Origin of the sequence: Phenylobacterium sp. CCH9-H3, from assembly GCF_001557235.1 — a bacterium.
Lineage (GTDB): Bacteria > Pseudomonadota > Alphaproteobacteria > Caulobacterales > Caulobacteraceae > Phenylobacterium.
The window spans coordinates 11539-33438 of record NZ_LSJI01000050.1; the positions used below are offsets into that span (position 1 = coordinate 11539).

A 21900-nucleotide genomic window follows, 5' to 3' on the forward strand; every position below is an offset into this window, starting at 1 on the left:
CTGCGCCGGCGGGGAGCGAACGACCCAGGGACTGACAGCAGACATCGGCCCCCCACGCGCAAAAGTTCAGTTCCGCTCGCTTGCGTTGCAGGCCGACACCTGGCCGGTCTGTCCCAACGATCGGGGACAAACGGCTCAGCCGCGGGCGGTCCACGGGCCGGGAGATCTGCCGTGCGCCAAGGGGAAAGCGGCCCCCGGAGCCGCCGGATGAGGAGGTCGCGACCCTCGGCGCCGCCGAAAGTGTCCCTCTGCGAGGGGACACGGCCCCCTCGGCGACCTCAACTACAACCTTATCAGTAACGGCGTTCGCGATCCGAACTCCCGCGCGGCGGTGGCCGTCTGGGGCGCCCTCGGGCGCATCGCCTCTGAGTCTTAATCGTCTGCACAAACGACAACAGAAACGGCAGGCGCGGGGAAGATTGCTTAGGAGTGCGTCACGCGGTCTGCCCATCGGGCCCGCGGCGGTCTTCTTGCGGGCGTCAAGGCCCGCCGGCTCCCCGGCCCGACGTCGCGCATAGGGAGCAAGCACGTGGCGAACTCGAACAAGCGAATCCTCTTGATGCGAGCGTCGGCCGCGGCGCTCACCGTTCTGTCGCTGGCCGCGGTCGCCCCGTCGGTCGCCGCCCAGGAGGCGCCGGCGCCCGACGCCCTCGAAGAGGTGGTGGTCACCGCACAGCGCCGCAGTGAGAACCTGCAGAACGTGCCGATCGCGGTCACCGCCCTGACCGAGGGCGCGCTCGCCGACGCCGGCATCTCGAAGACCGACGACCTGGTCACGGTGACGCCGGGCCTGATCTACTATCGGACTTCAGGCGCCGCCTCGCCCTTCATCCGAGGCATCGGCGGCATCAGCACCTCGGCCGGCAATGAAGGCAGCGTCGCGACCTATGTGGATGGGGTCTACATCCGCGACATGTTCACCGTCACCCAGACGTTCAACAACGTCGAACGGGTGGAGGTGCTGAAGGGCCCGCAAGGCACGCTGTTCGGGCGCAACGCCACCGGCGGCGCGATCCAGACGATCACCAAGACGCCCTCGCATGATCGCGAGGCGATCGTCGGCCTGAGCTATGGGTCGTACTCGATCCTGAAGGGCGACTTCTATGGGACCACGGGCCTGACGGAGAATCTGGCGGCGGACCTGTCCATCGCCTTCCGCGAGCAGGGCGACGGGACCGGCACGGAGCGGGTCCGCGGGATCGACATCGGCTTCGAGGAATACCAGAACCTGCGCACTAAGGTGCTGTGGACGCCCGGCGAGGACACCGACGTCGTGCTGACCGGGCAGTGGGTCGAATCCAAGGAGTGGTATGGGCAGGCCTGTCAGCCGGGCAGCATCTGCATCAGCCCCTACTCGCCGAACTTCGCCGATGTCTCGCTGAACTTCTCGGTGCCGGCGCGGGCGCACAGCCTCCTGGGCGCTTTGCACGCCACCCACAACTTCGGACCGGTCAGCCTCGTCAGCATTTCGTCCTACCAGCGGACCAAGTCGGACTATCCGGTCGACTCGGACTTCTCCGGCGTCACGTTCCAGCACATCGGCCGCATCCAGACGACCGAGACCTACAGCCAGGAGTTCCAGCTCCAGTCGACCTATGAGTCGCCGTTTCAGTGGGTGCTAGGCGCCTTCTACTGGCGCGACAAGTCGGCCTCGGCCCCGGCGACCCTGCAGACCGCGACCGCCTTCACCATCGTCAATTCTAACGTCGGCACGGAATCCTACGCCGCGTTTGCGCAGGGCTACTACAACTTCACCGATGCGACCCAGCTGACGATCGGCGCCCGCTGGACGCACGAGGAGCGCGACCTCTACGGGGCGACGAACCGCGTCACCCTGCGGCAGATCGTGCCGTTCGCCCTGGAAAACACCTTCGAGGAGCCGTCCTACCGCGCTGCCCTGAGCCACGAGTTCAACGACGATGTGATGGCCTACGTCTCCTACAACCGCAGCTTCAAGAGCGGGGCCTACAACTCGTTCGTGGCGACGGGCGTGCCCGATCCGGCCACCCGGCCCGAGATCCTCGAGGCCTATGCCGTGGGCGTGAAAAGCGACCTGCTGGACCGGCGGGTGCGGGTCAACGCGGAGGTCTTCCTGAACAAAATCCGCGATCTCCAGCTGCGTCGGCAAGAGTCCGGGTTCACGCGCGTGATCAATGCCGCCGCCGCCGAGATCAAGGGCCTGGACCTGCAGGTCACCGCGCTCGTGAGCCACAACCTGACGGTCGACCTCGGCCTCAGCGTGCTCGACACCGAGTACACCGACTTCCCGAACTGCCCGGCCTCCGTGCCCAGCCAGGCGGCGAACGGCGGGCGGGGCGGCAACGTCGAGGTGATCCGCAACTGCACGGGCAAGGAGATCCTCAACTCGCCGGACTTCACGGTGAACGCCGGGCTGCGCCACACCCTGCCGCTGGCGAACGGGTCGCGCATCGAATCCAACCTCACCTACTATTACAACGACGGCTACTTCGGGGACGCGTTCAACACCTTCCGCCAGTCCAGCTACAACCTGCTGAACCTAACCCTGAACTGGGTGAGCCCAGACGACAGGTTCGAGGTCGGCTTCTATGGCAAGAACCTCACCGAGGCGCGCTTCGCGCCGACCCTCAACCAGAGCTCGTTCGGCAACAACATCCTGGTCGGCGCCATCCCGCGCGAGCTGGGGGTGCAGCTGAAGGCGCGCTTCAACTAGTGACCACGCGGACCGCCGGTACGCCGCACCCGGCCAGCGGCCCGCGGCGCGGCTGCGGCTGGCCCACTGCGGGTCTCGCCGCCGCCGCGCTCTGGGGACTGGCGCCGCCGGCCCAGGCGGCGTGGATCGGGAGCTGGGGGGCCTCGCCCGCACCCCCGATCACGGCAGCCGATGCCGATGTAAGGACGCTCACGCCGCGCTTTGAGGACCAGACCCTGGTCCAGGTGGTACGGCTCAGCGCCGGCGGCCGGAGACTGCGCCTGCGGATTTCCAACGAATACGGCGAAGGCCAACTCACGCTCGGCGCGGCTGAGGTCAGCCTCCTGGCGGCCGACGGGACGGAGGGGCCGCGCCGGACCGTCACCTTCGGCGACAGCCGGCGCGTCGTGATGCCGCCTGGCGCGCCCGCGCTCAGCGATCCCGTCGACTTGGTCACGCCGCCCCTGGCTCGCCTGCGCATCACCTTGCACGTGGCGGGACGCGCGCTCTGCACCTGCCACGTCGCCGGCGGCGAGCGCGTGCAGGTCTCGCCCCCAGGCGACCACACCGACCGCCCCTTCCAATCGGTGGCGCCGGCCGGCGCGTCCTATCGCGCCTTCCTCACCGGCGTGGAGGTCGCTGCGGCGACGTCCGGCCCCGTGATCGTGGCCTTCGGCGATTCCATCACTGACGGCCTTGCCTCCAGCGTCGGAATGAACCGGCGCTGGCCAGACCGGCTAGCGGAACGCCTCGCTGCGCGCCGCGGGCCTCCAGCTGCAGTCGTCAATGCGGGCATCAGCGGCAACCGACTGCTCTCCGACGGCTATCGACCCGCGGCGGGCGAGGCCGCCCTGCGACGCTTCGACCGCGACGTCCTGGCAGTCTCCGGGGTGACCCATCTGATCGTGCTCGAGGGCGTCAACGACCTCGGCTTCGGCGGGGCGCAGCCACCCGACGCCCAGCGCCTCATCTTCGCCTACCGCCAGCTCATTGCGCGCGCCCATGCCCATGGGGTCCGGGTGATCGGAGGTACGATCCTTCCCTACGGCGGCGGGGTCTACTTCAACGCGTCCGGCGAGGCGGTGCGCCAGGCGGTGAACGCCTGGATCCGCACGAGTGGCGCGTTCGACGGGGTGGTCGACTTCGACGCCGCGATGCGCGATCCCGCGACGCCAACGCGGCTGCGGCCGGATTTCCACGCCGGCGACTGGATCCATCCCAATGACGCCGGCTACGCGGCGATGGCTGCGGCGTTCGATCTGTCGCTGCTGAAATAGGCGCCGCCCCGATCTGCGCCGCAGTTACCGACGCCGCTGTCCCTGCCGATGGCGACACGGACGCGGCCGTGGCCCCGCTAGGTTGAGCCGACAGCCGCGCGACTGACGCCGGGAACAGGGTGACGCCCCGGACGCGTCGCCAGCTCCTGGCGCGACGCATGCGGACCATTGCTGCGCGCGAGACAAGGACTGGGCATGACCAGCAAGAAGATCGGTGTCGGGATCGTGGGCCTGAGCGCCCAGGGCGGCTGGGCGTCGACGGCGCATGTGCCGGCGTTGCGCGCCCTTTCCGACCACTATGACCTCGTGGGCCTTTCGGCGTCCTCGGGGGATTCCGCGCGGGCCTCGGCCGAGAAACACGGCGTCGCCTTCCACACCGACGACCCCGCCGCTCTTGCCGCCCGTCCGGATGTGGACCTGGTGGTAGTCACCGTGAAGGTGCCGCAGCACAAGGCGCTGGTCGAAACCGCCCTGTCCGCGGGCAAGATGGTCTACTGCGAGTGGCCGCTGGCGCGGACCCTGGAGGAGGCCGAGGGCCTGGCCGCGCTCGCCAAGGCGAGTGGTACGCGCGCCTTCGTGGGCCTGCAGGCCCGTTCGGCGCCGCCGGTGCGGTTCCTGGGCGACCTCATCGCGGAGGGCCGGATCGGGGAGGTGCTGTCCACCTCGGTCGTCGCCTCCGGCGGCCCGCCCTGGGGCGGGGTGGCCAGTTCGGCCAACGCCTACGCCACCGATCGGTCCACCGGCGCCAGCATGCTGACCATCCCGTTCGGTCACACCATCGACGGTCTGGCCTGGACGCTGGGCGATTTCGAGCGGATCGAGGCAACGCTGGCGACCCGCCGCCCCGATGTGACGCTGAGCGACACGGGCGGCGTCGCTCGCGCGACGGGCCCAGACCAGGTGGCCATCAACGGCCGGCTGTCCGGCGGCGCGGTGGCCTCCATGCACTACCGCGGCGGCGCCTCGCGCGGGACGAACTTCCTCTGGGAGATCAACGGCACCAAAGGCGACATCCAGGTCACCGGCGGCATCGGCCACCTGCAATTCGGCCTGGTGCGTCTGCAGGCGGGCTTCGGCGAGGACAAGACGCTGTCTGACCTTCCCGTGCCAGACGCCTATCGGCGCGTGCCCCTGGAGCCCACCAGCATGGGCCACACCGTGGCCCATGCGTACCGCCAGATCGTCGACGACCTGGCGACCGGGACCCGCGACGTCCCCGACTTCGAAGACGCGGTCCAACTGCACCGCCTGCTGGCGCGCATTGAAGCCCAGGCGGCGGCCTGACGCGCCACAGATCAATCCGGATGGTCTGCAAGGAGAGCCCCATGACCCTCGAAGAGATGGAAGCCAAGCTGACCTATCTTCTGGATCGCGACGCGATCCGCGACGTCGTCACGAACTACTGCCGGGGCGTCGACCGGTTCGACCGGGAGCTGCTGCTGTCGGTCTATCACCCCGACGCCAAGGACGATCACGGGCTCTACGTGGGCGGACCGGAGGAGTTCTGGGAGTGGGTGCGCCAGATGCACGGCACGCACCACAATCTGACCCAGCACTATGTGGCGAACCATCACGTGGAGATCGAGGGCGCGGTCGCGCACGCCGAGACCTATTTCATCTATGCCGCCCTCAATAAGGCGGGGCAGCCGTTCTCGCTGCACGGCGGTCGCTACGTGGACCGCCTGGAGAAGCGCGACGGAAAGTGGGCCATCGCCGAGCGGCTGATGTTCGGCGAATGGTCGGCCCCGGCCATCAACAGCGAAGAGGGCGCCAAGACGCCTGAAGGCGGAACCAACCGGCGTAACGTCAAGCCGCATGAGCTGGAGGTGGCGATGCGGCGCGAGATGCAGCCGGCCCGCGACCGCAGCGATCCGTCCTATCTGCGGCCGCTTTCCATCCCGGCCGCCCGCCGCCTGGACTATGAGGAGACGTCTCGCCGCGCGCGCGTCGCCAACGACGACCGGGCGGAGACGCGCTGATCCGGTCCGACTGCGTGTCTCAGACGAAGGATGACGCCGCCGCCGAGCCCTGGGCCTCTGCGGACTATGTGATCGTCGGCGCAGGCTCGGCGGGGTGCGTGCTCGCCAACCGACTGAGCGAGGACCCGCGCCGGACGGTCCTGCTGATCGAAGCCGGCGGCGATGACCGCCCTTCGCGCGATCCGGCCAACTTCTACGCCAAGCTCAACATCCACGTGCCTGCCGGCTTCGCGAACATCTTCCGCGACCCGCGGCTGGGCTGGGGCTATGCGACGACGCCTCAGGCCCACGCGGCCGGGCGGCGGATCGACCTTCCGCGGGGCCGCGTGCTCGGCGGCACCTCGGCGATCAACGGCCTCGTATACATGCGGGGTCTGAAGGACGACTATCGCCGCTGGCGTCAGCTCGGCTGCACGGGCTGGGGCTGGGATGATGTGGCCTTCTATTTTCGGCGCTCGCAGAACTTCCTGTCCGGCGAGACCGAGGACCACGGCGTCGGCGGCCCGCTGACCATCGACAAGGCGCGCATGCGCAGCCCGACCCTCGAACGGATCCTGGAGGGGTTCGCCGGGGTCGGCGTGCCGACGGTCGACACCCTCAACGGCGCCGTCGAGATCGGCGCGACGCCCTGCGAGATCACCACGCGCAATGCCGTGCGCCAGTCGACCGCGACGGCCTTCCTGCGCCCTGCGCTGCCTCGCCGAAACCTGCGCGTGATCACCGCCGCCCAGGCGCTGGAGGTCACCCAGGGGGAGGGCCGTGCGACCGGCGTGATGGTGCAAGTCGGCGGCCAGCGGCGCTGGGTGCGCGCGCAGGCCGAGGTCATCCTGGCCAGCGGCGCGATCGGAACGCCGCACCTGTTGCAGGTCTCGGGGATCGGGCCGGGCGCCTGGCTGCGCGCGGCGGGCATTCCGGTCCGCGTCGACAATCCGGGGGTGGGCCTGGGCCTGCAGGACCACTATTCGGCTGCGCTCAAACTCCGGCTCACGCCGAAGGCCCACAGCCTGAACCGTGAAACCCGCGGCCTGCCGCTCGCCTGGCACGTGCTGAACTACGGCCTGCGACGGCAAGGCCTGCTCACCATGGGCGGCGGCCACGTGACCGCTTTCGCCGCGAGCGACGGGGGCGAGGCGCCCGACCTGCAGTTCTTCGCCACGCCGCTCACCATCGACCTGGCGGCCTCCGCGCGCGCGGGCCGCACGGTGTTGGATGCCTATCCCGGCTGCGCCCTCAGCGCCCACCCGATGCGGCCCCTTTCGCGCGGCGCCGTCCGCGTGGCCTCGCCGGATCCGTGGTCGGCCCCGCTGATCGATCCGAACTACCTGGCCGACGCTTACGACCAACGGATGATCGTCGCGGGCCTGCGGCTCAACCGCGCCGTCGCGGCCCAGCCGGCGGTCGCGGCCCTCGTCGAGCAGGAGTTGGCGCCGGGCGCGCCCGTGGATAGCGATGAGGCCCTGCTGGCCTATGCGCGCGCCAACGGCGGCACCACCTTCCATCAGTGCGCCAGCTGCGCCATGGGCGGCGCGCCCACGAGCGCCCTCGACCCTAGCCTGCGGGTCCGCGGCCTCGACGCCCTGCGCGTGGCCGACGCTTCGGTGATGCCGTCCGTCCCCTCGGCCAACACCAACGCCCCCACCATCATGATCGCCGAGAAGGCCTCGGACCTGATCCGGGCGGCCGCCCGGCTCTAAGGCGCACGCCAAGCAATCGCAATTTGAGCTATAGTCATTGACCGGGGGCTATCCCCTAACTAGCGTCATCCCGAGCGGCACGCGGCGAGGACCTGAGCGTCGGCCGCGCCCGAGAGGGAGCAGCCATCGGATGATCGACCGGACCAACCGGGCGTCACGGGGTTCGTGGGCCGGGCGCCTCCGCCTGTTGGGCCTCACCCTCGGCACGGCGTTCGCGGTCCCAGAACCCGCGTCGGCGGCTTGGGTTCGAACCTATGCCGTGGAGTGGGACGAGCCGGCGCTATACTACGCCGGCCCTGGCGGCCCGACGGAACCGGGCGCGGATTGTCCCCGGGGTACGAACCCCGAGCCCAACTGGGCTCAGGTGCTGGTCAAGGCGGGCTACCCTGAGGATCAGGCCCGCTGGCTGCTGGACCCCGGCAACACCGAGCTCAAGACCATGCAACGGCTGAATCAGCTGGCCTTCCGCGGCAGGGACCGGGCGAACGTCTATGTCGACCCCGGCTCGACCCCGGACCCCGGCTTTATCGAGGTGAGCGGCAAGGTCGCCGAAGGCGTCAACCTGGATGACGACCTGCGCACCGGCCTTGTCAGTCCGACCGGAGAGCGCGGCGTCGACAATGCCTTCTACCGCGCGGTGGGCTGCTGGAAGTCGGTCCGCGGCCGGCCAGGACGTCTTCGGCCACGCAACTCGCCAACACCTACGTCCACGAAGGCGGATGGACCGTCCTGGTCGTCGTGGCGGGGCAGGGCGACGATCCCCGCAACGACCCCCAGGTGCGGGTGGGCGTCTACATGGGCGCCGACAAGCTGGTGAAGGACGGAGCCGGCGAGATCCTGCCCGGCTACACCTTTCGCATCCGGCCCCACGCAAAGTACGAGGCGCTCTTCGACGGCCAGGTGGTGGACGGGCGGATCACTACCCGGCCGACGTCCGCCGCCACCCTGCGCGACGCCGGGTCAGGCCATGGGCTGGAACTCCAGGCGGCGCGCCTGGATTTGCAAATGCGGCCCGACGGTACGCTCAAGGGCTATGTGGGCGGATACCGGTCCTGGGAGGCTACTACCTGAGCTTCCTGGAGACCCGGGGGCCGGTGATCGAGACCTACTCCGGCGTCCAGCTGCCGGCGCTCTGGTATGCGCTGCGCCGCAACGCCGACTACAGCCCCTCAGGGCCCCGCGGACCCAAGACCCACATCTCCTTCGCCTTGCGCCTGGACGCGGTCCCGGCGTTCGTCACGACGCCGGACGGCCGCGCGCTCGTGGGCCGGGTCGAGTCCTATGTCGCCCGCGCCCCGCTGGGCGAGCTCGACATCATCTATCCGCGCCGGGTGCCGGGGGCGGTCGACGGGATCGACAGTCTGTCGCCGCCGCCCGGCGCGACCAAGGCCGGACCGATCCCACCGGAGCAGCTGGCGGCGTACCTCGCGGCCCGAAGCGCGACAAACCCGGGCCGCTGACGAAGCGCCGGCCCGGCAGAAGCGCCCCGCGGGCTTCAGCGCGCGGGCTGCGCCCACGCCCGTCGCAGCGCCGCGCGCAGGTCGGCGTAGAACCGCTGGGAGACCTGCGCGCCAAAGGCCATGTCGAAGCCGTGGAAGGCCCCGGGGTAGACGTGCACCTCGGTCGGCACACCTGCGGCGATCAGATGCCGCGCATAGTTGAGATTGGACTCCGCCAACCCGTCCAGCGCTCCGACCGCGATGTAGGTCGGCGGCAAGCCCGAAAGGGTCGCCGCCCGCGCCGGGAACGCATAGGGGGCCAGTTCGTGCTTCAGTCCGGCTTCGGTGAAATAGGCCATAGGTCCGGGCCGCGGCTGAGCGGGCGTGCAGGTCGCCGGTCCCACCGGCCGATCGCCCACCGAACCGTAGATCTGGACCTGCATCATGACCCGCGGCCCCTTTCGGTCTCGGGCCAGAAGCGTCAGCCCGCCGGCGATACCGCCTCCGGCGCTGTCGCCAGCGACCGCGATCTTGCCAGGGTCAATCCCGAGGGCTGCGGCGTGGGCGGCGACCCATTGGAGGACGGCATAGCTGTCCTGGAGGCCGGCGGGAAACGGATGTTCGGGTCCCAGTCGGTAGTCGATGGAGACAATGACAGCCCCGAGATCCTTCGCCAGGTTGCGGTTGCGGGTGTCGTTCATTTCCGGAAACCCGAGCACATAGCTGCCGCCGTGGATGTCGATCAGCGCCGGCCGCCCAGCCGCCGGACCGGGCGGCGAATAGACCACGACACGAACGGGCGGCGCGCCGGGAGGACCCGGGACCCGCTGCTCGCTGACGCGGACGTCCTGTGGCGGGGCCGGGCCCTTGTCCGGTCGCGCAGCGTGCCAGGCCCGAAAGTCCGCACGAACCTTGGGCATCGTCTCCGGCGTGCGGGGTCCGCCCCCGCGCGGCAAGGCCGCCTGCAAGACCTGAAGCTCGGGGTCGACGGGCGCGGCGGCCGACGGGGTCCGGGGCGGGCAGGGTGGCAGCGCGCCCGGCGGCGACTGCGCCACAGCTGACGTGAGGCCGACCAGGTTCAAGGCGACGGCGAGCGCCGCGACCGCCGAACACCAGTCCAGGGAGATGGTCAAGGTCGGTTCCTCCAGACCGCGGGATGGATGGGACAGCGCTGACCTCAGGGCGTCGCGCACACGAAGCTGCGCGCCACGGCGGGATCGCCCTGGCCGCGGTATCGGGCGTAGGCCGGAAAGGGGCAGAGCGGGCGCGACAGCACCTGGCGACCGGTGGCCGGCTCCAGGCGCCTGGCCGCCAGGGGACCGGGCGCGGCGTTCTTGGTCACCCAGGCGTCCAGCGCGGGCAACAGGGCGTCGCGGCTGTCGGCGCCCGGGCCGCCCCGGCAGTGGCTGACGCCGCCCGCCACATAGAGCCGCGCGAAACTGTCGGCCGAGGCACGGCCGCCGACGGTGCGAACGACATCTTCGTAGTAGGTCACCGTGTCGGGCGTGGAAGTCGTCGGGTCGCCTGCGCCCTGCCAGAGGATCAGCTTGCCGCCGGCCCGTTGGAAGGCGCGCAGGTCCGCATCGTTGACGTCGAAGAGGTCGCGCACCGCCCGGGCGGTGAGGGCGTTGGCCTCAAGGTCCCAGGCCAGGGCGTCGACGCCCGGATCCTTCGCGAAGAGGTTGGCGAAGACGCTGGGAAGCGATGCCAGATGACGGCCGACGGGCGCAAACTCCCAGTAGTCCCACTCGCCGGGCAGGCCCTGGGTGCCGTTCAGAGGGTAGCCGCCGAACCGCAGGGCGCCCTTGGCGGCGGTGAAGGGGTTGGCAAGGGCGTTCACCGCCGCCAGTTGCGGGTCCGAGAGGCACCCGTCCCCGCCCTCGGCGCCGCCCGGGCAGCGCAGCGTCGCCGGATCGAAACGGCACGCGGCCCAGTTCGAGACGATCCCGTCCACCAGCCCATCCGCGGCGACCGTGTCGCAGTGCCGGAGGACGGCGTCGTTCAGGGTCTTCAGCTTGGCCGCGCTCAACATCGCGCCAGGCGCGTGGATCAGCCGGGCGTTTCGCTGGCCGAAGGCGAAGGTGGCCGTCATGTGGAGGCCCGGCGCGCCGGCGATGATCCCGTCGAACAGAGAGGGGAAGCGCAGCGCGCTCACGACGCCTTCGCGGCCGCCCTGCGAGCAGCCCTCGAAGTAGGTTTGCGCTGGCGGCCGGCCATAGTAGGCGCCGGTCAAGCGCTTTGCGGCGGCCGCGGCGGTCGGCACGCTGAGCAGCGCCAGCTGCAGGACAGCGGTGGCGTCGTCGCGTGCAAACGACATGTCCCGGGCGATCTCCTGCGAGGTCGCCCCTTTGCCGTCGTGCCCTGAGTTGCTGGCGACGCTGGCGTAGCCCTGAGCAAGTACGGCCGGGCTCACGGGTGTGATCTGGCCCCCGAACCCGCCGCTTCCAGCATAGTGGAGCTTGCCGTTCCAGGTCGCGGGTAGGCGCACCTCCAACCGCAGCTGCGGCCGGATCAGGGCTGAAACCTTGCAATAGGCGGGCGTCCCGCCCTCGGCCGGGACCCAGCGGGTGGTCAGGATTTCGGCCTCACTCCGACCGTATGTCGCGAACTGGGCGCAGGCGGCTGGTCCTGGGGCGGCGCGCGCCGAGGCCGCAAGGGTCTCGGCAGGGATCAGCAACGCCGCGCCCAGCGCGGCGGAACCGACAAGGCCGCCGGCGACGATACGGCGAAGGCCAAGGCCCGATCGGATCGCGCCGCGCATTCGATCCCCCCGTCGCTGGCGTCAGCCCAGCGACCGCGCCCGAGAGCCGAAGCCTAGCTGGGACCTGACGAACGGATTGTCCCGCTCGTCGGGGACAAGAGGGCGGTGAGAAGCTGCGGCCGCGGGAGCGCCCACAACCAGACATAGGCCACGGAATAGGTGACCAATCCTCGAGTTTGTTTCTTGTCCGAAATGTCCCTTCGCCGTGGGACAGACGACGCCAGACCCCGGGGTGATGTTTTCCTCGCCAGGCGGCCCTCCAGAGGCTTCCGGTCGAAAAGGGGGACGCTCAGATGAGGTTCACGGGTCTTCGCGCGGTCCTGTTCGCTGGAGCCGCGGCCGGCGCAATCACCACGGCCGCCCACGCCGCGGAGGCGACCGCCGCAGCGGCGCCGGAGACAGACGCGCGCGGCGGTGCGGCGATCGAGGAACTCATCGTTACGGCGCGGCGGCGCGAGGAGAACGTCCAGAAGACGCCGGTCGCCGTCACCGTGCTCAGCCAGGACAAGCTCGACCGCCTGACCGTCAACAACAACGCAGACCTGAACAAGCTCGCGCCCGGCCTGCAGCTCGGCGGCTGCATCGGCCGCAACAACTGCGGCCCCACCATCCGTGCGCAGCCCACCGGCACCAACACCGGCACCACCTCGGTCGTGCAGTATTTCGCCGAGGTCCCCAATTTCCAGATCTCGTTCTACGACCTGGAGAACCTGCAGGTCCTGAAGGGCCCGCAGGGCACGCTGTTCGGCGAGACGGCGACGGGCGGGGCGATCCTCTACACGCCGCGCAAGCCCACCAACGAGTTCGGCGGCTACGCGTCCGTCCAGCTCGGCAACTATGACTACCGGCAGTTCGATGCGGCGGTCGGCGGCCCCCTCGTGAAGGACACGCTGCTGGCCCGCGCCGCGATCCGCTACCGCAAGCGTGACGGGTTCACGACCGCGATCTACAGCAATGGCGCCCCGCCCAACGACATCGACAACGTCGACAACCTGCAATGGCGGCTCTCGCTCGTCTGGCGGCCCACCGACAAGTTCGAGAACTATACGATCTACGCCGGCAGCCGCGACCGTACGCGAGGCTCTTCGGAGATCCTGCGCTACGTGGATCCGACCTATGTGCGCGCGGCGCAGCGCAACGTGATTCCGGCCGCGAACCCGGCGACCGCGGCGGCGTTCGAGTTCTACACTGGTGTCGCCCCGCCGGCCGGCATGACCTACGGTCAGTTGATCCAGGCGCAGGTGGCGCGTCAGAACGCCGTGGGCGTGCGGACCGTGTTCGCCAACTACGACCAGTCGGTGGCGGTCGACTTCAACGGGCTGGTCAACCAGACCCGCTGGGATATCCGCGACGACCTGAGCTTCAAGAACATCATCGGTCTCTACTGGACGAAGGCCGGCGCCGGCGGCAGCAACTACGACGGCGTGGACCTGCCCACCTTCGAGAGCCGCGGCGTGCTCCAACCGGGAACCACCACGCCGAATGGCGACAACTGGGCCCAACTGGGCGGCTGGCCCAGCCGGGTCTGGACCGAGGAAGCCCAGCTCAGTGGCAAGGCCTTCGACCAGCGGCTGATCTGGCAGGTGGGGGGGTACTACCGCAAGGCGAAGGACCGGGACTACCTCGTGGCCAGCGGGAACGTGCTGTTCGCCGCCTTCTCCGGCGACCCGACGGCGGCGAGCTTCTGCACCGACACGGTGAAGATCCCGGCGCCCTGTTCTCGGGTTCGGCGGAGCGACGCGACGACCTACGCCGGTTACGGGCAGGCCACCTTCGCGATCACCGACAACCTTCGGCTGACGGGCGGCTACCGGCATTCCTGGGACAAGGTGATCGCCTACGACTCCGGTGTTCCCGCCACCCAGGTCGTCTTCAAGGGGTCCACCTTCACGCTTCAGACGGTGGGCAAGCAGCCGCCGGCCGGGGCAGGGTTCCTGACCACCCTATCGCCCCTAACCCAGCAGGACACCTACTCGATCACCGGCGACTGGCAGGTGACAGACCGGGTGCTCCTCTATGCCACCCACCGCACCGGCTACACCCGCGGCGGCATCAACAGCACCGCGCCCCTACAGGACCCGAACCGCGCCTTTGGGCCGGAACGGGTCAAGGACCTCGAGGTCGGGCTGAAGGCCGACTGGGCCCTCGGCGGGATCAAGGGGCGCACCAACATCGCCGTCTACCGCGACAAGTATTCCAATATTCAGCGTAATGACGTGATCCCGGGCTCCAGCTTCACCGTGGTCCGGAACGCCGCCGACGCCATCCTGCAGGGCGTGGAGTTCGAGAGCGCCGTGGCGCTGAACGACTGGTTCGACGTCCAAGCCAACCTCTCGTACATCGACGCCTACTACACGCGCTGGAGAGAGACCTCGACCTGCGCCGGGCAGCCTTACCACTCGCAATGCGCCACACTCCCGGCGACGACGCCGATCGTGATCGACCACGCCGAGGGCGTCATCACCGGCCTCGGCGCCCCCATCCGGTTCGACCCCGAGCGGTTCCGCGGCGCCTCGAAGTGGACCTGGTCCATTCAACCGACCCTGCGCCTGGAGCCCTGGACGGGCGAGGACATCTCGATCGGCGCCAACGTCCGCTACCGCGGCGCCTTCGCGACCTTCTCGACCAACTCCTCCCTGACCGCCGGCAATCCTCCGGGGACCTTCACGAACGTCCTGCCGGGCTCCGATCCGTTCGTGACCCCGGCCTATACGCTGGTCGATCTGCGCGTCGCCTGGAACCGCATCAAAGGTTCGGACTTCAGCGTGGCCGCCAGCGTCACCAATCTGACCGACAAGGCCTACAACCTCGGGGGCACCAACATCCTGACGAGTGCGGGATCCCTGGCGGGCGTGGTCGGCGAACCGCGCATGTGGTTCCTCGAGGTGCGACGCGAGTTCTGACACAGGCCGCGTCGCTCGACCGAGTGACGCGCCCAACGAAGACCAGGCGCGATGGATTGGGCGGCCGCCTGCTTCCATCGTCGCCTCATCTTTGAGTACGGGGGCGGTCATCGGGATGTGCCCGGATGCGGCCGCGCCCCGGCGAGCTAGCGAACGGCTGGATGTTGCGATCCACACTTGGCGCCTCGGCGCTTGCCCGGAGAGGCCGGTGAGCCACACGGTGCTGGCGGCGCGCTGACCGCCGAGCGCGTCGCAGGCGGCGGCGTCGCCGCGGCCGGCGGCCGCGGCGACCCCCGACAAGTGCTAGGAGGCGATCACGCCCACCAGATCCCGCACGTCATCCACCGCCTCGAGATCGTCGATCAGTTCAAGGAGCCGCTCGACGTTCGCAGGTTTGCGCGCGAGCGGGGACTGGGACTGGGCGGCCAGTTCGCGGAACTTGTCCTTCAGCTCGTCGTCGGTCGCGGCGAAGTCGGGCTCCCAAGGATCGCCGCGGCAGAAGTCGGCGCTGCCCTTGAAGACCTTGCCCCGGGCGAACACCTCGACGCTGGTGGGTCGGCGCCGGGTCCTGTGGCCGACGAAGTACTTGTGGATGTCGCCCGCCCGGGGATCGACGTCGACCTCGACCTTGTCGCGGACGACGTTCACCTCGGCCGACGCCCGGGTCTCGGGGGAGTGCCATTGGGGCCCGCGCGGCAGGCCGAGCGTCATGACGGCCACCACGTGGGGCAGGCTGAACTCGGCGCTGGTGATGGTCTTCGGCTGGGTCTGGGTGTAGCGGCCGCCCTTGCCCAGGCTGAAGGTGTAGACGACGATCCTGTCGATCTCCTCGGGACGGATCTGGTTGTCCTTGTAGATCTTCTCGAGGATGCCCAGGGCATAGCAGGTGGGCTTGCTGGCCGGCCAAAGCTTGTAGGTGTTCTCGAGGATGAGCCAGTCCTGGCCGATCCCCTCGAGCGCCGTCTCGTAGTCGAACCCGCCATCGCGCCCGTACATGAACGGGAAGCCGTGCTGGCCGTCGAGGATGTCGGTGAAGCCCGAGTAGTCGACCTCGGTCAGCAGGGCCGCCGAGACCGCGGCCTGGGTATGCCAGCCCGAGTCGGCGTATTTGACATCCGGGATGTCCGCCGTGTGCGCGTACTTCTGTTGTGCGGGCACAGGGCAAAGGGCGCCGGCGATCCCCAGGGTGTTGGCGATCTGATCGGGACCCAGGCCAAAGGCCTTAGACACCGCGCCGGCGGCGGCGAACAGCACGGGTGCGCCCTTGCCGAAGCGTTTGACGATGCCGACCGCCTGGCCGTTTTCGATGGCCATGACGTTGCCGAAGCCCACGCCGACCCGGGCCCCGATCTCGTAGCCCAGGGCGACAGAGGCGATCAGATCCTTGCCGGACCGGCCGCGAAACTCGCAGCCGCCGAGCGCCGCCGTCACCGTCGGCACCCCGATGTTCGAGGCCGTCTCAAACACATCGTCGTAGTCGAGGGCGTTGCCGAGCTTGGCGTTGACGAAAGCGGCGAGGGGATAGTTGATCTTCTCCCCCGTCGCCAACACCGTGGCCTGCGGCGCGCCCCCGCCGAGCGCGCGCTGATAGCGGGTGACCTTGTCGCCGATCTCCGTGGGATAGCCGCTCAGGATGCAGCCAAGACTGTCGAGAATGGTCCGCTTGGTTTCACGGACGACGTCCTCGCTCAGGTCGCCATAGTCGGTCTCGGCCACCAGTGAAACCAGGCGTTTGGTAAACTCTGTCACCTACGTTCTCCCTGCAGCTTTGGCGGAAACTGTGCGTTCGCTGAGGCGCAGGGCAGACGTGGAGCGGCGCTCGACCGCGGAAGCTTGGCGCCCGACAGTCACCACGCGACGCCGTCGGCTCAGCTGGGGTTGCTGAGGCTCTCCATCATCTCCTCGACGGCCGCGGCGCTGCGTTGGCAGGTGATCTTGTCGTCGCCGCCCTGCTTGTCCGCAAAGCGGCCGATCTCGCCCAGGAGGTAGGGACCCTTGCGGCCGCAACCGCAGCCTCCGTCCCAGTTCATGGTCACTTCGTCGCCGGTGATAATGCCGGCCCAGAAGGTCTGCGCCCAAAGATCGAATGTGGCGTAGCGGCCGGTCTGCACCCCGCTGCGCGGATAAGGCGCGCCGGTTTCCGGGTTCAGGACGAAGCTGACCACGGAGGGGGGCATGTGGTAGTGGCCCTGCGGGCATTGCCGGGCCAGTCCCATCATCTCGCTGGCGCCGTAGACGTCCTGCAGACCGGGGAATGCCTTGTCGACCTCGGCCAACTGTTCCGGGGTCAGGTTGCCCTTGCCCTTGGCGCCGCCGGCGGTGAACAGGCAGGATCCTTCGCCGAACGCGATCTCCAGGCCGTATTTGCGGGCGGTCTCCAGCAGCTCCCAATAAAAGACATAGCCGGAGGTCATCGCGACCGTCTTGCCCTTCAGCCGGACCAGGATGTCGCGGAAGAAGGCCTCGCGGTCAGCGGCAGTGCTTGTCTGGATCGAGCCGAGCTTGGCGTTCAGGCGCTGCCAGCCCTTGGTCGTCTTCAACTGCTCGACGGTGCCGTCCGCCTGGGCCTTCTTCAACCGGCCGGTCATCCACAGCACGTCGCTGGAGAGCTCGCCGTCGAGGGTCAGCACGTGGCTCTGATCTCCGCCAAAACCCAGCATCAACCGGATGTGGGCCGAGCGGCACATGTTGACCCGCCCTTTTCGGGGCGTGACCAGCACGTGATAGACATCGTCGGCATAGGCGTCGTCGAGGCCGCGTTCGTCGCCAAACTTCGAATAGACCAAGGCAAACTGCCGAAGGACGAAGGGATCCTCGACCGTGCTGCGCGGCAGCAGCGAGATCTTCCCGGACGTCCCCGAAGAGCTGACCACCCGGACCGGCGTCTGGTCTTCGACAATCGTCAGCCAGTCGTCCAGGCTTTCGCAACCCGTCAGGTCGAGATGGGTCAGGTCATGGGTCGTGTACCCGTCCAGCCATTCGTTGAGCTGGGCAAAGCGGCCGTTGTCGATGAGCGACAGCGGATAGGACTTGTACTCGGTGTGCGGGAACAGCAGCGGGACCACCTCGTCGATCGTGTTGATCGTCTCGATGCGGTTGTCCTCCGCCAGCATGTCGAGCGGCGGCAGCTTCGGGCGCAGTTCAGCGAAGCGCTGCTGGATGCCGGCGAGTTGAAACCGCTCGATCTCTTCGTGTGTGAAGCTGAACAGCGCCTCTGCCGATAGCCCGGCCAGTTCCGACGGGTCCTCAATATCCGCGGCCGAGGAAGACGTCGGAGTGTTCATTTGGGGCCCTCGCGCAGACGCAGCGACTTCTAGCGCTCTGATTGTCTTGCTGAATTTTCGAGTAAGATATGGACGCGCCGCGCCGATATCTGTCCCCTCGCACCGGGACCTCGCACGCTTAGATCCCGCGTCCTATCGAGGCGATGCGGCGCTAGCCGTCTTGATCGGCGGCTGCAGCGCCTCGTCGCTCAGGGGTCGCCACTGGCTCTGACCTGGCGGCAGGATGATGCCGTCCACGGTCTGGAAGGTGCTCCGCGGATGTCGGATCAGCGGCTCGTTGGGTGGCGCGGCGGGTTTGCGGGAGATCACCGACGTAACGAGGCTCTGCCCGTCCGGCTCGGTCACATAAGCCGGCGTCGCCGCGACCCGCATCGCATAGGAAATATGGGTCTTCTCGCCGCCGGGCCCGGTCGGGCTATAGTCGGCGTTGCGGCGTAGCGCATACCAAAGCGCGGGCAGTTCCATGCCCACCGAATATTCGAAGTTCGAGGCGCCCAGCGCCAGCAGGGCGGCATAGACGGGTCGCCAGGGCCGATACCCGCCGATGTAGCCTTTCAAGGAGCCGTCCGGCTCCATCTGCAGATCGGCGCGGGCTTGCAGCAGTTCGAGGCCGTAGCCGTGGCTGGTGTCGCGCAGAACCGCCTTCGGCGTGGCGTCGGTTGTGATCCGACCGCGGGTGACGCGCCCGGTGAAGATCGCTTCGTAGGTCGCATGAGGGCGGATGCGGAAGGTGTAGTCCCGGGCGATGTCGCCCGCGCCGTTCTTGGTGAGCTTGTCGGCGCTCATATAGATCCCGAGGCGGACCTGGTTGTCGTTCATCGGGTCATGGCCCTGACCGGACACCACGACCACCAGAGTCCAGACGCCGTTGCGCTCGCTGTCATTGCCGGAGGCGGCCGCGGGGGACTGACCACGAGGCGCGCGGTAGAATTTCAGGCACCCGAGGGCCTTGTAGAAGTTGTTGTCGATCCCCTTCTCGCCGGTCGGGCTGACGAAGCCGCGCTTGGCGTCCCCATCGAGATTGAGCCCCTCGCCGATCCTGCCCGCGACGGGGATGAGACCCGGGTCCGGCGTGGTCGTCGGGTCTGCGTAGACGTTGGCGCGGTCCTTGCCCCGGAAGGCCATCTGGTTGAGCCGAAAGATGCGGGCCGAGGTCGAATTATTCGGATCGAACAGCCATCTGGCGGCGGCAGGCTCATAGCCCGCCTTGATCATGACCTGCGGCCAGTCCGGGTCGGGATTGGCGCCCTTTGGGCAGTCCGTTCCGGGCTCCACGGGACTGCCCGGGCCGCCATAGTGCATCGCCGGCTCGTTCCACTCGATCGCATAGGATCGTGTCCATGCCGCTGAGGCGGCCTCGGGCGCGGACAGCAGCCCAAGCGCGAGCGCCGAGAGGAGGGCCCAGCTTCGTCCACCCGCGGTCATTCTGCGTCTCCCGACCCGTCGGAACGCGGCCGAAGGGCCGCCGTGTGTCCCCCAAAACTAAAGAAGAGACCCGGACAGGGTCAATGACCATGGCTCCAATTGCGTTTACCTTTACGCGGACCGGCCCGTCCTGGTCAGGCCGTTTGGACCTTGGGCGTGATGGCCTCGTAGATCAGGGCCGACACGTTCGAGCGGTCGAACGTCTCGCTGATGAACATGGCGGGCGTCCCGGGCCGAGAGCGCAGATCTGCGAGCACGGCGGCGATGTCATCGGTCTCGATCTCGTAGATCGCCAGATAGGGGTGCGACGGGTTCTGGCCGGGAAGCAAGGACGGTCCGTGGACCTTGAAGCGTTGGGCCGTCTCGATGCCCGGCACCTGCAGCACCTCGCCGAGGTGCTGCTCGTCGTACCAGCGATTGTATTCGTCCTCCCCGCCGGGGGTGGGGTTCGACAGGACCACGAAACGGTAGCTGGGCATCGGGAAAGGCCTCCAGGCTGAAACGGCGTGTGATCGGCTACTTCGGCGAGGCGCCGAAGCGGCGTCCATTGACGCTCATGTTGGGATAGGTGACGGCGTAGGCGCCGTTGAGGATGGTGGCGGGGAAGTTCAGCTTGGGCGTGGTCGCCGCATCGAGTTCGGCGACGTCCTCCGCCGTGAGCCGCACATCCAGAGCGGCCAGATTGTCCTTGAGTTGGTCGAGCGTCCGCGCTCCCAGGGTCGGCGCGGAGACGGCCGGGCGGGTGCGTAGCCACGCGAGCGCCACACGCGCCACAGTGGTCTCGCGACGCTCGGCGACCGTCGCCAGGAGATCGAGCAACCGATAGGTCTCTTCATTGGCGTGGCGCGCGATCGAGCCCGTCCGGCCCGCGGACTCCGCCGTCATGTTGTGACGCCCGTACTTGCCGCTGAGGACGCCCGCCCGCAGCGGACCCCAGGGGCAGACGCCCAGGCCGAGCGACTGGGCCATGGGAACGAGCTCCCCCTCGGCCGTCCGCTCGAGGAGGGAATATTCGACCTGAATGGCGGCGAGCGGGCTCCAACCGCGGAGGTCCGCGGTGACGTGCGCGGCGGCCACCTTCCAGGCTGGGGTATCCGAGAAGCCCAGGTAGCGGACCTTGCCCGCGCTCACGAGGTCGTCCAGGGCCCGTAGGGTCTCCTCGAAGGGCGCAAAGGGATCCTCCCAGTGCTGCCAATAGAGGTCGATGTAGTCGGTCTGCAGCCGCTTAAGCGACGCTTCGCAGGCGGCGATGACCGCCTTGCGGCTCGTGCCGCCGCTGTTCGGGTCCCCCGGCCGCATGTTGCCGCCGAACTTTGTGGCGAGCACGATGCCGTCGCGCACGTCCGGTCGGGCTTTGAAGTAGCCCCCCAGGATCTCCTCGGAATGGCCCTTGTTGTAGACGTTGGCGGTGTCCACGAAATTGCCGCCCGCCTCCAGGTAGTGGTCGAGGATCTGCGTGGAGGTGACCTCGTCCGCCCCAAAGCCCCATTCGTTGCCGAAGGTCATGGTGCCCAGGCACATGGGGCTGACGCGAAGCCCCGAGCGGCCGAGGGTGACGTACTGGTCCAGAGACATGGTCGAAGCTCTCGTTAGGTCGCAGGGGCGGGCGGGAACGCGGGTCGCGCAGCGTCAGCTGGCGAGGCGGACGAGCTTGCGAAGCCCGCCCTTGTAGGTGTCCACGGTCATGTCGGACTCGCTGACCCACCGGCACAGGCGCCGGATGGGCTCCAGCGCGTCGTGGGGAAGGCTGAGGTTGCCCGAGAGGTGATGGCCGAGCGAGACGATCTTCTGACCGCCCAGGAAGGCGAGCTTGTCGCGGTACTTCGCCTTCAGGCTTTCCGGATAGACCCCGATGGTCTGGGTGTGGATGGTGATGAGCCGGAGCGCCTCTTCGATATCGTCGCAAGGCACCAGGTTGGCCACGCGGCAGCCCAGGCGTTCAGCGAAATCCACCGGATCGGGGATCTGGGAGACCACCACCGCGCCGCGATCATCGCCGCCGAAGACCTTGTAGAAGCGGGAACGGCGCGCCGCGGCGATCTCCTCCTTCAGGTCGGCATCGAAGTGCCGGTGCGGGGCGCTGGCTTCCGGCGGCAGGGCCAGGAGCGCCTCGTAGGCGTACTCGGCGAGCTGGTTGAGCCGCGCCAAGCCGGCCTTGTCGGTGCCGCTCTCAACGCTGATAACGCGGGCGCTGGCGCAGGCTTCCTGATTGAGACCGCCGAAATCCATGGCGATCAGTTCGGCGACCTCACGCATGGACGCTTCGGATTCGAAGGCCTCCTTGCCGATCAGCGTGCCGCTCAGCTTGGGATCCATGGCGATCAGTTCCATCCCGGGCTGGAGGTAGCGGGTGATGTGCTTCATCGACGAGAACCCGCCCCAGGCGACGATCTTCTCGAAGTTCTCGGGCACATAGAGCCGGCTCTCGAGCTCGGTGTTGCCGCCCTTCCAGTAGGCGACGCTGTAG

At 68.6% G+C, this 21900-nt stretch carries 17 protein-coding genes; 9 read left to right on the forward strand and 8 right to left on the reverse strand.

Translation table 11 applies throughout. The features are described 5' to 3' along the window. Positions 1-529 precede the first annotated feature (529 nt). The 8 genes from AX721_RS04240 (at position 530) to AX721_RS04270 (ending at position 9081) form a co-directional block, all read left to right on the forward strand. Positions 530-2692 carry a TonB-dependent receptor gene (locus AX721_RS04240; RefSeq protein WP_068874785.1) on the forward strand — a complete coding sequence of 721 codons (2163 nt, stop codon included), beginning with the start codon at positions 530-532 and terminating at the stop codon, positions 2690-2692. Then, the gene (locus AX721_RS04245; protein ID WP_068874786.1) at positions 2692-3948 is read left to right on the forward strand and encodes an SGNH/GDSL hydrolase family protein; all 1257 of its coding nucleotides are present in this window, start codon (positions 2692-2694) and stop codon (positions 3946-3948) included. The genes AX721_RS04240 and AX721_RS04245 overlap by 1 nt, the downstream gene beginning before the upstream one ends. Before the next feature lie 195 nt (positions 3949-4143). Further along, entirely contained in the window at positions 4144-5232 is a 1089-nt protein-coding gene (locus AX721_RS04250; protein ID WP_068874787.1) for a Gfo/Idh/MocA family protein, read from the forward strand. Between the two features lie 41 nt (positions 5233-5273). Beyond that, positions 5274-5927, forward strand: coding sequence for a nuclear transport factor 2 family protein (locus AX721_RS04255; protein WP_068874788.1), 654 nt, complete (start codon positions 5274-5276; stop codon positions 5925-5927). A gap of 14 nt (positions 5928-5941) precedes the next feature. Next, on the forward strand, positions 5942-7621 hold the full coding sequence (locus AX721_RS04260) for a GMC family oxidoreductase (RefSeq protein WP_068874789.1): 1680 nt from the start codon (positions 5942-5944) through the stop codon (positions 7619-7621). Between the two features lie 130 nt (positions 7622-7751). Beyond that, a complete protein-coding gene (locus AX721_RS27225; protein ID WP_156467004.1) occupies positions 7752-8438 on the forward strand; it encodes a hypothetical protein in 687 nt (228 codons plus the stop codon). After that, positions 8417-8692, forward strand: a complete 276-nt coding sequence (locus AX721_RS04265; protein ID WP_156696844.1) for a hypothetical protein — start codon at positions 8417-8419, stop codon at positions 8690-8692. The genes AX721_RS27225 and AX721_RS04265 overlap by 22 nt, the downstream gene beginning before the upstream one ends. Positions 8693-8715: 23 nt before the next feature. Beyond that, positions 8716-9081, forward strand: coding sequence for a hypothetical protein (locus AX721_RS04270; protein ID WP_068874791.1), 366 nt, complete (start codon positions 8716-8718; stop codon positions 9079-9081). Positions 9082-9116: 35 nt separating this feature from the next. Here AX721_RS04270 and AX721_RS04275 read toward each other — a convergent pair whose 3' ends face one another. Continuing rightward, the gene (locus tag AX721_RS04275; RefSeq protein ID WP_068874792.1) at positions 9117-10193 is read right to left on the reverse strand and encodes an alpha/beta hydrolase; all 1077 of its coding nucleotides are present in this window, start codon (positions 10191-10193) and stop codon (positions 9117-9119) included. A 44-nt stretch (positions 10194-10237) separates the two neighbouring features. Beyond that, complete coding sequence (locus AX721_RS04280; RefSeq protein WP_068874793.1) at positions 10238-11821, reverse strand: tannase/feruloyl esterase family alpha/beta hydrolase; 1584 nt, start codon at positions 11819-11821, stop codon at positions 10238-10240. 293 nt (positions 11822-12114) lie between these two features. On the opposite strand from AX721_RS04280, the gene AX721_RS04285 reads away from it, so the two are divergent. Next, the gene (locus AX721_RS04285; RefSeq protein ID WP_068874794.1) at positions 12115-14724 is read left to right on the forward strand and encodes a TonB-dependent receptor; all 2610 of its coding nucleotides are present in this window, start codon (positions 12115-12117) and stop codon (positions 14722-14724) included. A 303-nt stretch (positions 14725-15027) separates the two neighbouring features. Here AX721_RS04285 and AX721_RS04290 read toward each other — a convergent pair whose 3' ends face one another. From AX721_RS04290 to AX721_RS04315, 6 genes are all read right to left on the reverse strand, one after another. Continuing rightward, entirely contained in the window at positions 15028-16473 is a 1446-nt protein-coding gene (locus tag AX721_RS04290; protein WP_068874795.1) for an MmgE/PrpD family protein, read from the reverse strand. Between the two features lie 119 nt (positions 16474-16592). Next, positions 16593-18008: a hypothetical protein gene (locus AX721_RS04295; protein ID WP_068874796.1), complete on the reverse strand. Its 1416-nt coding sequence runs from the start codon at positions 18006-18008 to the stop codon at positions 16593-16595. A gap of 132 nt (positions 18009-18140) precedes the next feature. After that, the gene (locus AX721_RS04300) at positions 18141-19433 is read right to left on the reverse strand and encodes a hypothetical protein (protein WP_068874797.1); all 1293 of its coding nucleotides are present in this window, start codon (positions 19431-19433) and stop codon (positions 18141-18143) included. A gap of 134 nt (positions 19434-19567) precedes the next feature. After that, a complete protein-coding gene (locus AX721_RS04305; protein WP_068874798.1) occupies positions 19568-19912 on the reverse strand; it encodes a DUF4286 family protein in 345 nt (114 codons plus the stop codon). Between the two features lie 37 nt (positions 19913-19949). After that, positions 19950-21008 carry an aldo/keto reductase gene (locus tag AX721_RS04310; RefSeq protein WP_068874799.1) on the reverse strand — a complete coding sequence of 353 codons (1059 nt, stop codon included), beginning with the start codon at positions 21006-21008 and terminating at the stop codon, positions 19950-19952. Positions 21009-21062: 54 nt separating this feature from the next. Further along, a partial coding sequence (locus AX721_RS04315) for an acyl-CoA reductase (RefSeq protein ID WP_197422459.1) occupies positions 21063-21900 on the reverse strand: 838 nt, incomplete at its 5' end.

Excerpts from the sequence above, each read along its gene's own strand:
- AX721_RS04265 (WP_156696844.1), top strand. The coding sequence starts at position 8,417 with ATGGGCGCCGACAAGCTGGTGAAGGACGGAGCCGGCGAGATCCTGCCC.
- AX721_RS04285 (WP_068874794.1), top strand. The coding sequence starts at position 12,115 with ATGAGGTTCACGGGTCTTCGCGCGGTCCTGTTCGCTGGAGCCGCGGCC.
- AX721_RS04300 (WP_068874797.1), bottom strand. The coding sequence starts at position 19,433 with ATGACCGCGGGTGGACGAAGCTGGGCCCTCCTCTCGGCGCTCGCGCTT.
- AX721_RS27225 (WP_156467004.1), top strand. The coding sequence starts at position 7,752 with ATGATCGACCGGACCAACCGGGCGTCACGGGGTTCGTGGGCCGGGCGC.
- AX721_RS04305 (WP_068874798.1), bottom strand. The coding sequence starts at position 19,912 with ATGCCCAGCTACCGTTTCGTGGTCCTGTCGAACCCCACCCCCGGCGGG.
- AX721_RS04250 (WP_068874787.1), top strand. The coding sequence starts at position 4,144 with ATGACCAGCAAGAAGATCGGTGTCGGGATCGTGGGCCTGAGCGCCCAG.
- AX721_RS04310 (WP_068874799.1), bottom strand. The coding sequence starts at position 21,008 with ATGTCTCTGGACCAGTACGTCACCCTCGGCCGCTCGGGGCTTCGCGTC.
- AX721_RS04255 (WP_068874788.1), top strand. The coding sequence starts at position 5,274 with ATGACCCTCGAAGAGATGGAAGCCAAGCTGACCTATCTTCTGGATCGC.
- AX721_RS04295 (WP_068874796.1), bottom strand. The coding sequence starts at position 18,008 with ATGAACACTCCGACGTCTTCCTCGGCCGCGGATATTGAGGACCCGTCG.
- AX721_RS04280 (WP_068874793.1), bottom strand. The coding sequence starts at position 11,821 with ATGCGCGGCGCGATCCGATCGGGCCTTGGCCTTCGCCGTATCGTCGCC.